At 71.5% G+C, this 12,265-nt stretch carries 7 protein-coding genes and 4 tRNA genes; 7 read left to right on the top strand and 4 right to left on the bottom strand.

Annotation, left to right across the window (positions count from 1 at the left end; translation table 11 throughout):
* From ACZ6WH_RS37425 to ACZ6WH_RS37435, 3 genes are all read right to left on the bottom strand, one after another.
* Positions 1–1,888, bottom strand: a 1,888-nt coding sequence (locus ACZ6WH_RS37425; protein WP_469734433.1) for a DEAD/DEAH box helicase, incomplete at its 3' end; no start/stop codon positions are given.
* 326 nt (positions 1,889–2,214) lie between these two features.
* Positions 2,215–2,850: a hypothetical protein gene (locus ACZ6WH_RS37430; RefSeq protein WP_469734435.1), complete on the bottom strand. Its 636-nt coding sequence runs from the start codon at positions 2,848–2,850 to the stop codon at positions 2,215–2,217.
* A 261-nt stretch (positions 2,851–3,111) separates the two neighbouring features.
* Positions 3,112–3,462, bottom strand: a complete 351-nt coding sequence (locus tag ACZ6WH_RS37435) for a metallopeptidase family protein (protein WP_351593047.1) — start codon at positions 3,460–3,462, stop codon at positions 3,112–3,114.
* A gap of 203 nt (positions 3,463–3,665) precedes the next feature.
* Between ACZ6WH_RS37435 and ACZ6WH_RS37440 the strand changes: the two genes are divergently transcribed.
* From ACZ6WH_RS37440 to ACZ6WH_RS37455, 4 genes are all read left to right on the top strand, one after another.
* Positions 3,666–5,282 carry a metallophosphoesterase family protein gene (locus tag ACZ6WH_RS37440; protein WP_469734436.1) on the top strand — a complete coding sequence of 539 codons (1,617 nt, stop codon included), beginning with the start codon at positions 3,666–3,668 and terminating at the stop codon, positions 5,280–5,282.
* An 82-nt stretch (positions 5,283–5,364) separates the two neighbouring features.
* Positions 5,365–5,437, top strand: a tRNA-Glu gene (locus ACZ6WH_RS37445).
* 39 nt (positions 5,438–5,476) lie between these two features.
* Positions 5,477–5,551 (top strand) — tRNA-Asp (locus ACZ6WH_RS37450).
* 22 nt (positions 5,552–5,573) lie between these two features.
* Positions 5,574–5,647: transfer RNA gene (locus ACZ6WH_RS37455), tRNA-Phe, on the top strand.
* Positions 5,648–5,724: 77 nt separating this feature from the next.
* On the opposite strand, the gene ACZ6WH_RS37460 is transcribed toward ACZ6WH_RS37455, so the two are convergent.
* Complete coding sequence (locus ACZ6WH_RS37460) at positions 5,725–6,894, bottom strand: ABC-2 transporter permease (protein ID WP_469734438.1); 1,170 nt, start codon at positions 6,892–6,894, stop codon at positions 5,725–5,727.
* A gap of 154 nt (positions 6,895–7,048) precedes the next feature.
* Here ACZ6WH_RS37460 and hrpA point away from each other — a divergent pair, with 154 nt between their 5' ends.
* The 3 genes from hrpA to ACZ6WH_RS37475 all read left to right on the top strand — a co-directional run bounded on the left by hrpA (position 7,049) and on the right by ACZ6WH_RS37475 (position 11,824).
* Positions 7,049–11,089: an ATP-dependent RNA helicase HrpA gene (gene hrpA, locus ACZ6WH_RS37465; protein WP_469734440.1), complete on the top strand. Its 4,041-nt coding sequence runs from the start codon at positions 7,049–7,051 to the stop codon at positions 11,087–11,089.
* A gap of 139 nt (positions 11,090–11,228) precedes the next feature.
* Positions 11,229–11,303 (top strand) — tRNA-Asp (locus ACZ6WH_RS37470).
* 179 nt (positions 11,304–11,482) lie between these two features.
* On the top strand, positions 11,483–11,824 hold the full coding sequence (locus ACZ6WH_RS37475; protein ID WP_432856523.1) for a DUF6274 family protein: 342 nt from the start codon (positions 11,483–11,485) through the stop codon (positions 11,822–11,824).
* Positions 11,825–12,265 lie beyond the last annotated feature (441 nt).

The raw sequence follows: 12,265 nt of genomic DNA on the forward strand, positions 1-12,265 counted from the left end.
CACGACGGTCACGGTTGAAGCCGCCACGGTCGCCGCCGCGGTCACCACGGTCGTTGCGGTCGTTCCGGTCGAAGGAACGGCCACCACGGTCGTCACGACGGAAGCCGCCACGGTCGTTGCGGTCATCGCGGCGGAAGCCACCGCGGTCGTCACGACGGTCACGGTTGAAGCCGCCACGGTCGCCGCCGCGGTCACCACGGTCGTTGCGGTCGTTCCGGTCGAAGGAACGGCCACCACGGTCGTCACGGCGGTCCCGGCGCTCGTAGTTGCCGCGCTCGTCGCGGTACGTGGAGCGGCGCTGCGTGTCGTCGTCCTCGGCGGCGCGCGCGGTCTGGGCCGGCAGCGACACCTCGGGCTGCGCGGCGCTCTCCGCCTCCACAGCGGCCTCGGCCTCGGCCTTGGCCTGCACCGCGGCCTCCGGGTCCTCGCCCCGCTCGCGCGCGGCCTTGGCGGTCAGCCGGTCGGCGTCCTCGCGCAGCTCGGCGGCGCGGCGCTGCAGCCGCTCCAGCTCGCGGGTCAGGTCGGCGACCTCGCGCTCGGCCTGCTTGGCGGAGTTCGCGGCCGACTCGGCCTGCACCTCGGTGAGCGAGCGGGCGCCGGTGATCCGGGCCACGTCCTCGTCGAACTGGCCGGCGCCGCCCACGATGTGACGCGAGGCGTCCACGCCCGCGTCCTCCATGAGGCGGAAGATCTGCCGACGCTGGTGCGGCAGGGCGAGCGAGACGACCGTGCCGGACTGGCCCGCGCGGGCCGTACGGCCGGAACGGTGCAGGTAGTCCTTGTGGTCACCGGCCGGGTCCACGTTCAGGACCAGGTCGATGCCGTCGACGTGGATGCCGCGCGCGGCGACGTCGGTGGCGACCAGGACGTTGACGTAACCGTCCTTGAAGTCGGCCAGGGTCCGCGTACGCGCGCCCTGGGTCATGCCGCCGTGCAGCGCGTCGGCGCGCACACCCGAGTCGCACAGCTGCTCGGCGACGCGGTCGGCGCCCAGCTGCGTACGGACGAAGATGATCGTGCGGCCCTTGCGGGCTGCGATGGCGGCGGTGACCGGCGCCTTGTCCTTCGGCTTCACGACCAGCACGTGGTGGGTCATGGTGGTGACCGCGCCCTGCGCCGCGTCGACCTCGTGGGTCGCCGGGTCGGTCAGGTAGCGCTTGACCAGCGTGCCGATCTCGTTCTCCATCGTCGCGGAGAAGAGCATCCGCTGGCCGCCGGTCGGCACCAGGTCCAGCAGCTCGGTGACCTCGGGCAGGAAGCCCAGGTCGGCCATCTGGTCGGCCTCGTCCAGGACGGCGACCTCGACCTTGTCCAGGGAGCAGGCGCCGCGGTTGATGATGTCGCGCAGCCGGCCCGGGGTGGCGACGAGGATGTCGACGCCGCGCTCCAGGGCGTAGATCTGGTTGCCCATCGAGGTGCCGCCGCAGACGACCTTCAGCTTGAGGCCGAGGACGTCGCCGTACGGCTGCAGCGCGTCGCTCACCTGCATGGCGAGCTCACGGGTCGGGGTGAGGATGACGCCGCGCGGGCGCTTCTTCTCGGTGTGGCCGCCGGCCAGGCGGGTCAGCAGCGGCAGACCGAAGGACAGCGTCTTGCCGGAGCCGGTGCGGCCGCGGCCGAGGATGTCGCGCCCGGAGATGGCGTCCGGGATGGTCGCCGCCTGGATCGGGAACGGGGTGGTGACACCGTTCTGCGCCAGCTTGCGGACGATCTTCTCGTCCAGGCCGAGGTCGGCGAACGTGATCTGCGGCTCTTCGGGGGCCTGCGGCTCCTCGGTGACGGCCTCGGGGGCCGTGGCCTGCTCGGCGTGGCCGAGGACCTGCTCGACGTCGACGGGGGCCTGCTCGTCGTGCGTGGGCATGGCGGACTGATCAGTGGAAACGGACATGCGAAATGCGAAACCTTCCGGAGTCTCGGCACGCGCCCAAACTCCGTGTTGTTTCACAAAAGACCGCCTCAATGCGGTCAGCCACGGTAAGGAGAGAACGCGCCTCGCGGCGCGCTTCGTCCTCTTCGGTGAAGGGGATCCGGTGGGCGCCGGGCAAATGGGATCAAACGATCTACCACCATACGCACCCGGTACCCCTGAAGGCAAATGCGGTGCCGACAGGGCTCTCCCGGCGCCGTCGGTCGTCCGGTTATCGCCGGTCGAAGGCCGATCCTCGCCCCTGTAGGTGGCCGCTCGGCGCCCTCTCCGGGGCGGCGCGGCGCGCCCTACTGGGAGCCGCCGCTCCCGGACTCCGAGGCGGAGGCCGGGGAGCCCGACTGCGGGCCGGTCTGCTCGGGGCTGCTCGGCGGCGGGTCCTGGCTCGGGGTGGGCGTCGGGTCCGGCGCCGGGGCCGTACGGGAGGGGGTGGGCGTGGGCTTCGGGTGGCCGGAGGGGCGCGGCGGGGCCGGGCGGGGCGGGCTGTCCTCCGTGGGGCTCTCCGATCCCGGCCGGCCGCCGTCCGGGGTGCCGCTGCCCGCGGGCTCTCCGGGCGAGCTCTTCCCGTCGGCCGACGGCTCCGCGCCGTCCGAGGGCGTGGCGCGGTCCCGGTCCTCCATGGGCGCCCCGGAACGGCCCATGCGGCGCGGTCCGGCGCCGGGCGCCTCGGCCGAGCCGCCGTCGGGCTGGGCGTCGCTGCCGTGGTGCCCGGCGGCCGAACCGGAGGGCTTGGGCTTCGGCGCGTCGTCGCTGACGCTCATGCAGCCGGTGAGCGACATGGCGAAGGCGGAGGCGGCCGCGGCCACGGCGGCCGTCCGGGCCAGGGAGCGGGCCGTACGCGGCGCCGTACGGGGCGAGGCGGACCCGTCGGCCGAAGCGGGCGACGAGGCGGAGGAGACGGAGGGCAGGGGCGGGACGGGCGGCACGGCGGCCGGGGCTGCTGGCGGGGACGGGCGACTGGCGGGGAGCGGGCGACGCACGGACGGGACCTCCGGATCCGGAGCGGACACGCGGGACTGATGCCCTGCCCAACTCCCGCCGCCCACCGGAGGACACGCCCGGGACGCACCCCGGCCCACCGACCCCGCACGCCCCGGGGCACGGCGTGTCGCCCTGCCGGGGCGCTGCGCGGACGTCCGTCTGCGCGGCGCGGACGGATGTCCGGTGGCGCGGGCGGCGCCGTCCGCTCAGCCGTACCCGAGGGCGTGCAGCCGCTCGTCGTCGATGCCGAAGTGGTGGGCGATCTCATGCACGACCGTGACCTCGGTCTCGGCCACCACGTCCTCCCGGCTGTCGCACATCCGTAGCGTCGGGCCCCGGTAGACCGTGATCCGGTCCGGCAGTACGCCCGCGTACCACTCGCCCCGCTCGGTCAGCGGCGTCCCCTCGTAGAGCCCGAGCAGGTCGGGGTCGTCCGCCGGCGGCTCGTCCTCGACGAACACGGCGACGTTGTCCATCAAGCGGGTCAGCTCCGGCGGGATCCGGTCCAGCGCCTCGCCGACCAGTTCCTCGAACTCCTCGCGCGTCATCTCCAGCACGCGCCCATTGTGGGTCACGGGCCCGCTCGGGGCCCCGCCCTCACGCCGGACGCGCCCCTCGCGTTCCCGCACGCACCCCCGTACCCCGCCCCCGCACGCGCTCCGGCACACGCCCACCGCGTACGCCCACGAATTACGCGTCCTCACCCACGTATGCCGCAACCCCCGGCATAACGGGCCGCACGGACGGGCATACGCGCACAATGGCCCGCACCGCGCCGTCCGGGGGGCCGTCCCCGGACTCCTCCGTGCTCCGGCTGCTCCGTACCGCGTACCACCGCGTCCGGAGCGCCCCCGCCGCCGTCCTGCGGCACTACCGCGCCCACCACCAGGCCCCCACCTTCGCCCTGACGCACACTCCGCACCCGTATGCCCGCGCCCTCGGGCTGATCGCCGTGACGCTGCTCGGCGCCTGGCTCGGCCTGCTGATCGTCGGCAGCGTCCGGACCCCCGTCGGGCCCGTGGACACGACCATGGCGCTGCGCCCGTCCGTCAGCGGCGGCACGAAGATCAACGTGTCCCCGCTGGGCGCGCTGGACCTCCAGAGCCACCACGCCCCGATACGGCTCGACGTCGACGTGGACCAGCTGGACCCGGCACGCGCCCAGGAGCTGGTCGACCACCCGGAGCGGTTCTCCGGACTCCAGGCCGAGGTCACCCGGGACGTCGAGCGCGGCACCGCCGACCTCGCCCTGCGGTCCTGCGTCGCGGTGGTCTCCGGGGCGACGGCACTGGGCCTCGCGGTGTACCGCAGGCCGCGCCGCGCGCTGGCCGCCGGCGGCCTCGCCCTCGTGCTGCTCGCCGCCTCGGGGGGCGTCGCGTACGCCACCTGGAACCCCAAGTCCGTCCTGGAGCCGCGCTTCTCGGGGCTGCTGTCCTCCGCGCCCTCCGTGGTGGGCAGCGCCCGCTCCATCGTGAGCGAGTTCGACGTCTACCAGAAGGAGCTGGCCCGGCTGGTCACGAACGTCACCAAGCTCTACGACGCGACCTCCACCCTGCCCGCGTACCAGCCGGACCCCTCCACGGTCCGCGTCCTGCACGTCTCCGACATCCATCTGAACCCCGCCGCCTGGCAGATCATCAGGTCCCTGGTCGAGCAGTACGACATCGACGTGATCATCGACACCGGCGACACCATGGACCACGGCTCGGCCGCCGAGAACAAGTTCCTCGACCCGATCGGCAAGCTCGGCGCCCCGTACGTCTGGGTGCGCGGCAACCACGACTCGATGAAGACGCAGAAGTACCTCGCGCAGAACAAGAAGCTGAAGAACGTGAAGGTCGTGGACGAGGGCACCTCCGTGCGCGCAGGAGGGCTGCGCATCGTGGGCATCGGCGACCCGCAGTTCACCCCGGACCGCTCGGTGGCCGCATCGGGGGACCGGGTGGAGCGCGCCTCGGGGCGGCGCCTGGCCGACACCCTGCGCACGCTCACCCGGGCCCGTACCCCCGCCGACATCGCGCTGGCCCACAACCCGGTGGCCGCGACCGAGACCGACGGGCTGGTCCCGCTGGCGCTCTCCGGCCACGTCCACCACCGCGACACGCGCGTCCTGCCGAAGGGCACCCGGCTGATGATCGAGGGCTCCACCGGAGGCGGCGGGCTGCGCGCGGTCGAGGGCGCGACACCCGAACAGGTGCAGGCCTCGGTGCTCTACATGGATCGCGACTCGCGGCGCCTCCAGGCCTGGGACGAGATCACCCTGGGCGGGCTGGGCCTGTCGAAAGCCCAGGTCAGCCGCCATCTCCCGGCCGACAACCGGCCCGGCGCCACCCCGTCGCCCACGCCTTCGCGGACCTCACCGAGCCCCTCTTCGTAAACCGTTTTGGCGAACCGTCCCCGCATCCCATATGCTTCTCACGTCCCCGACGGCGCCGACAAAGCGCCCAGGTGGGCCATCAGCCCTCATCGTCTAGTGGCCCAGGACGCCGCCCTTTCAAGGCGGTAGCACGGGTTCGAATCCCGTTGGGGGCACGCAACACCCTGTGCGAGACTAGTGCTCGCACAAAGCTTGGTCCTGTGGAGCAGTTTGGAGTGCTCGCCACCCTGTCAAGGTGGAGGCCGCGGGTTCAAATCCCGTCAGGACCGCTGCAGCCTTTCGAGGTTGCGTGGCTGGGTAGCTCAGTTGGTACGAGCGTCCGCCTGAAAAGCGGAAGGTCGCCGGTTCGACCCCGGCCCCAGCCACTCCGTGAAGACCCCGGGAAGTTCGCTTCCCGGGGTTTTTCGTTGTGCCCGGCTCCGGGCGCGGGGACGGGGCCCGGTCATGTCGCCGCGTGGGCCGGGGCCGTGGGGCGGCCACCCGGGTGGCGGTGGCGCCAGAGCCAGAAGACCGTGCAGGACAGCAGGGACCAGCCGGCCAGCACCAGGTACGGGAAGACGTGCTGGTGGCCGGGGAAGTAGACGGCCGTGTGCTGGGCGTTCACCGAGGCGCCCGGCGGCAGCCACTGGCCGATGCGGCCGAGCACGGACGGGAGCAGCGGCCAGGAGACGGCGCCGCCGGACGAGGGGTTGCCGAGCAGCACCATCAGGCCCCAGGTCGGCACCATCGCCCAGCGGCCGATCAACGTGTTGAACATCGTGAAGACCATGCCGGACGTGAACATGGTGAACGCGAGGATCAGCCAGGAGTGCACGAAGGGCAGGGTCAGCGCGCCCAGCAGCCAGTCGACCACCGCGGCGATGGAGAACCCGCCGAGCAGGGCGTAGGCGAGGGTGAACGCGATCCGCTCGGCCGGATTGAGCGCGCGGGCGTGCACGCTCAGCTGGATCGCGCCCACGAAGCCGATGATCACCGCGGCCAGGGAGACGTAGAAGAGCGCCAGGCCGCGCGGGTCGCCGGGCTGCACCGGCTTGATGTCCTTGATGGTGACCGGGACGCCCGTCTCCTTGCCGACCTGCGGCGCGGCCTGCTGGAGCAGCTGGCTCACCGAGGCGCCCGAGGCGCTGGCGAGGTCCATGCGTACGCCCGAGCCGTCCACGCTGATCACCGTGAACGCCTTCTGCTCGTCGACCGCCTCGCGGGCCTGTGCGTACGTCCGGTACTCGTGCAGCTCCAGCGACGCGTTCAGGGCCTTCTCCATGCCCTGCACGAACCCCTTGCCGCGCGCGTCGTCCGGGGCGCCCACGAGCGCCGTGGGGATGCGGTGCGGCGTCGGGTTGGCCATGGAGAAGGTGTACGAGCCGGCGAAGAGACCGGCGGCGGCCGCCAGGATGAAGATCAGGACGGTCGCGGGCAGGAACGGCGACCTCTTGAAGGCCGCCCACTTCTCGGCCGCGGTCCGGGGCCGGGCGTGCGCCCCGTGCGCTTCGTGGCCGGCGGTCGCGCCACGAGCGGCCGACGCCGCATCGTCGGCGGACGCACGGTCGGCGGATGCGACACGGTCGGCGGGATCGGCGGGATCGGCGGGATCGGCGTCGTGATCATCGGGCATACGAACACGCTAAAGCACCCATCGCGGACATTCCCTACGGGCTGCGCCGGTGCCCTCCGAACGCCCGGATCCGGCCGCGATCGCCCCTCCTGGGGGCCGCCCGGCCGCAATTCGTTCGCCAGGCGTTTCGGCGAGGTGAGATCCTGGATCGCGTATGTCCAGTCAGCCTGCCTCCGCCGCGCCCAGGGGTGTCACGCCCGAGGGTGCTCCCGCCCTGCCCGCACTCCTGGCGCAGCTGCCCGAGCTGATGCTGCGTGACCAGCAGCGACTCGGCCGCCGCCTCGACGGCGCGCGCCGGATCCGCAAGCCCGAGGCGCGGGCCGCGGTGCTGGCCGAGATCGCCCAGGGCATCGACGAAGCGCAGCTCCGCGTCGAGCAGCGCCGGGCCGCCGTTCCGGAGATCACGTACCCGGAGCAGCTGCCGGTCAGCCAGAAGAAGGACGACATCCTGGAGGCGATACGCGACCACCAGGTCGTGATCGTCGCGGGTGAGACCGGCTCCGGCAAGACGACGCAGATCCCGAAGATCTGCCTGGAGCTGGGCCGCGGGGTGCAGGGCCTGATCGGCCACACCCAGCCGCGCCGGATCGCCGCCCGTACGGTCGCCGAGCGGGTCGCCGAGGAGCTGCAGAGCCCGCTGGGCGAGGCGGTCGGCTGGAAGGTCCGGTTCACCGACCAGGTCGGCGGCGACACGCTGGTCAAGCTGATGACGGACGGCATCCTGCTCGCCGAGATCCAGACCGACCGCGAGCTGCGCCAGTACGACACGATCATCATCGACGAGGCGCACGAGCGCAGCCTCAACATCGACTTCCTGCTCGGCTACCTGGCGCAGCTGCTGCCGAAGCGCCCGGACCTGAAGGTCGTCATCACCTCCGCGACGATCGACCCGGAACGGTTCTCCCGGCACTTCGGGGACGCGCCGATCATCGAGGTCAGCGGCCGCACGTACCCGGTGGAGGTGCGGTACCGCCCGCTGCTGGAAGAGGGCGCCGAAGACGCCGACCGGGACCAGGTCAGCGCCATCTGCGAGGCCGTGGACGAGCTGCAGGCCGAGGGGCCGGGCGACATCCTGGTCTTCCTCTCCGGCGAGCGGGAGATCCGGGACACCGCGGACGCGCTGACGAAACGCCTGAACCGCGGCGGCGCACTGGCGCGCGAGACCGAGGTGCTGCCGTTGTACGCGCGCCTCTCGCACGCCGAGCAGCACCGCGTCTTCCAGCGCCACTCCACTCGCCGCATCGTGCTGGCGACCAATGTCGCCGAGACGTCCCTGACCGTGCCGGGCATCCGGTACGTCATCGACACGGGCATGGCCCGCATCTCGCGCTACAGCTACCGCACGAAGGTGCAGCGGCTGCCGATCGAGCCGATCTCGCAGGCCAGCGCCAACCAGCGCAAGGGCCGCTGCGGACGGCTCAGCGACGGCATCTGCGTCCGGCTGTATTCGGAGGAGGACTTCGAGTCCCGGCCGGAGTTCACGGACGCCGAGATCCTGCGCACGAACCTGGCGTCGGTCATCCTGCAGATGACGGCGGCCGGCCTCGGCGACATCGAGAAGTTCCCTTTCATCGACCCGCCGGACCGCCGCAACATCAAGGACGGCGTGCAGCTCCTCGAAGAGCTGGGCGCGGTCGACCCGAAGCAGAAGGACCCGAAGAAACGGCTCACACAGATGGGCCGGAAGCTCTCGCAGCTGCCGGTGGACCCGCGGCTCGCGCGGATGGTCCTGGAGGCCGACCGCAACGGCTGCGTACGCGAAGTCATGGTCATCGCCGCGGGGCTGTCCATCCAGGACCCGCGCGAGCGGCCCGCCGACAAGCAGCAGCAGGCCGACCAGCAGCACGCCCGCTTCAAGGACGAGACCAGCGACTTCCTGGCGTATCTGAATCTCTGGCGGTACGTCAGGGAGCAGCAGAAGGCGCTGTCCTCGTCGGCGTTCCGCCGTATGTGCCGCAACGAATTCCTGAACTACCTCCGGATACGCGAGTGGCAGGACATCTATACGCAGCTGCGTACGGTCGCCAAGACGATGGGCATCCACCTCGCCGAGGAGGACGCGGCCCCCGAGCACATCCACACGTCGCTGCTCGCCGGTTTGCTCTCGCATATCGGGCTGAAGGACACGGACGCGAAGAACGAGTACCTGGGCGCCCGCAGCGCCAAGTTCGCGGTCTTCCCCGGCTCGGCGCTCTTCAAGAAGCCGCCGCGCTGGATCATGTCGGCGGAGCTGGTCGAGACGTCCCGCCTCTGGGCGCGGGTGAACGCGAAGATCGAGCCCGAGTGGGTCGAGCCGCTCGCCCAGCACCTGGTGAAGCGGACGTACAGCGAACCGCACTGGGAACAGAAGATGGCCGCGGTGATGGCGTACGAGCGCGTGACGCTCTACGGCGTACCGATCGTGGCCCAGCGCAAGGTCAACTACGGCCGGATCGACCCGGAGATCTCGCGCGACCTGTTCATCCGGAACGCCCTGGTCGAGGGCGACTGGCGGACCCACCACCAGTTCTTCCACGACAACCGCAAGCTGCTGGGCGAGGTCGAGGAGCTGGAGCACCGCGCCCGGCGCCGCGACATCCTCGTGGACGACGAGACGCTGTTCGACTTCTACGACCAGCGCATCCCCGAACACGTCGTGTCCGGTGCGCACTTCGACTCCTGGTGGAAGAAGAAGCGCACTGAGGAGCCCGAACTCCTCAACTTCGAGCACTCGATGCTCATCAACGAAACCGCCGAGGCCGTCACCAAGGACGACTACCCGGACTCCTGGCGGCAGGGAAAGCTGAAGTTCAAGGTCACGTACCAGTTCGAGCCGGGGGCCGACGCGGACGGCGTGACCGTCCACATCCCGCTCCAGGTGCTCAACCAGGTCTCCGCCGAGGGCTTCGACTGGCAGATCCCCGGCCTGCGCGAACAGCTGGTCACCGAGCTGATCCGGTCCCTGCCCAAGCCGATCCGGCGCAACTACGTCCCCGCGCCGAACTTCGCCGCCCGCTTCCTGGACGGGGCGGTTCCCCTGCAGGGCGCGCTGACGACGTCGCTGGCGGCAGGGCTGCGGCGGATGGTCGGCGTGCCCTTCGAGGCGGCCGACTTCGACCTGTCCAAGGTGCCGGACCACTTGAAGATCACCTTCCGTGTGGTCGACGAGCGGCGGCGCAAGCTGGCCGAGGCCAAGGACCTCGAAGCGCTGCGGCTGAAGCTCAAGCCCAAGACCCGGGAGGCCATCTCCAGGGCCTTCGAGCAGGCGGCCCAGAAGCAGGCGACGCAGAAGAAGGGCGGACAGCCCGGCAAGGGTGCGGCGGACGCCGGACCGACGGGCCCGGAGCAGCGCACCGGCCTGACCGCCTGGACCATCGGCACGCTGCCGCACACCTTCGAGACGCGGCGCGCCGGCCAGCCGCTCAAGGCGTACCCGGCGCTGGTGGACGAGGGCTCCTCGGTCGCCGTACGGCTCTTCGACACCGAGGCGGAGCAGCGGAGCGCGATGTGGGCCGGCACCCGCCGCCTCATCCTGCTCAACATCCAGTCCAACCCGGCCAAGTTCGCGCAGAGCAAGCTCAGCAACCAGCAGAAGCTGGCACTCTCCAGCAATCCGCATGGCTCGATCCAGTCGCTCTTCGACGACTGCGTGACCGCGGCGGCCGACCGGCTGATCGCCGCGCACGGCGGTCCGGCCTGGGACGAGGAGGGCTTCCGGAAGCTCTTCGACGCGGTGCGGGCCGACCTGGTCGACGCCACGATGAAGACCGTGCAGCAGGTGCGCGAGGTGCTGGCGGCCTGGCAGGCGTGCGAGCGGCGGCTGAAGGACACCTCCTCCCCGGTGCTGCTGGCCTCGGTCACGGACGTCAGGGAGCAGCTGACCGCGCTCATCAAGCCGGGCTTCGTCACCGAGCACGGCGCCAAGCGGCTGCCGGACCTCATGCGGTACCTGGTCGCCGCCGACCGCCGGCTCCAGCAGATGCCCACCAACGCCGAGCGGGACCGCTCCCGGATGGCGAAGGTGAAGGAGATGCAGGACGAATTCGGCTGGCTGCTGGAGCAGTTCCCGGCGGGACGGCCGGTGCCGCAGCAGGCGCTGGAGATCCGCTGGATGATCGAGGAGCTGCGGGTGAGCTACTTCGCGCACGCGCTGGGCACTGCGTACCCGGTCTCCGACAAGCGCATCGTGAAGGCGGTGGACGCGGCCGCCCCGTAGGGCTCCGCGCCCCCGCGCGCTGTGCGCCGGGTCACGTCCCGGCGCCCACCGGGGCCTCCCCCGGCAGCGAGTTCGACCGCACCCCCTGACCTGCTGTAGAGTCTTGCTTCGCAGGCACCCGAGAGGGCGCCGGCAGCAAGGTCCTGTGGAGCAGTTTGGAGTGCTCGCCACCCTGTCAAGGTGGAGGCCGCGGGTTCAAATCCCGTCAGGACCGCAAGCGAAGGGCCCGCATCCGATCAGGATGCGGGCCCTTCTGTCGTACGCGGTGACCGGACACGTTCGGATCCCGGCCCCCGCACTCCGGCGGACGCCGCCTCGCGCCCCATCCCCCGGACCCTTGACCACGGCACCTGCCGCCGGTACTCACAAAGGAGAGCCGGGGGAGGTGCGGCGATGGCGGCAGCGGGGAATCACGCGACCGGCGCGCTGCTCCGCGCGCACCTGTCCGCCGCCGCGCGCTTCCGGCACGCCACCCTGCGCTGTCCGGTGTGCCGCCGGCTGCTGCGGCTGGCCCTGGAGCGCATTCCGGACCCTCCGCAGACCAAGATCGTCTCTGCGGGGCCTTCTGCGGCCTCTCCCGCCGCCGCGCTCTCTTCATCGCCCAGGATCGCCGCCGCGGCCCGTACGCGGCGCCTGACGCCCTCCTCGCGGCCGTCGGCGCTCCGGGCGACCCCTCGTGTCGTCATCTCCGTGCGCGTACTGCGGAGCAGGGACGAAAGTCCGCTCCCCCGATGACCAATGGCGCCTCCGTCAGCGCCCGTGCGGTGAGAGGCTGTTGGTGCGGAAACAGGCCGCTGTGCACTACCCCAGCGGGTGCCACAGGGACAACCAGTGGCTCCTGTGACGGGTGTCACCGTACGAATTTTGGGATCAGCGGAACTTACGCCCCGCCTACAGGCGGTCAATTTAATATGTGCAATTGCACCGCCCACCCGGCAGTCCCACGGCTGTACCGGCGAGTACCGGGATCGCTACCTGAGAGTCCCCTGTGGGCGGTGACCAAGAGCTACCGCCGGAGCCGCGGATCCGGCGCAAGATGCAGGTCCGGCCGGCGCGGGGCGGCGGACGGGAGAGCGCACGAGCGCACAAAAAAGATCGCGCTGGACCCGGCGGAGTCCAGCGCGATCAATGACGTACCCATGTGCTGCGGGCATGGGGCCTGTTGGGGCAGGCACC

The organism is Streptomyces sp. NPDC050806, assembly GCF_055586425.1.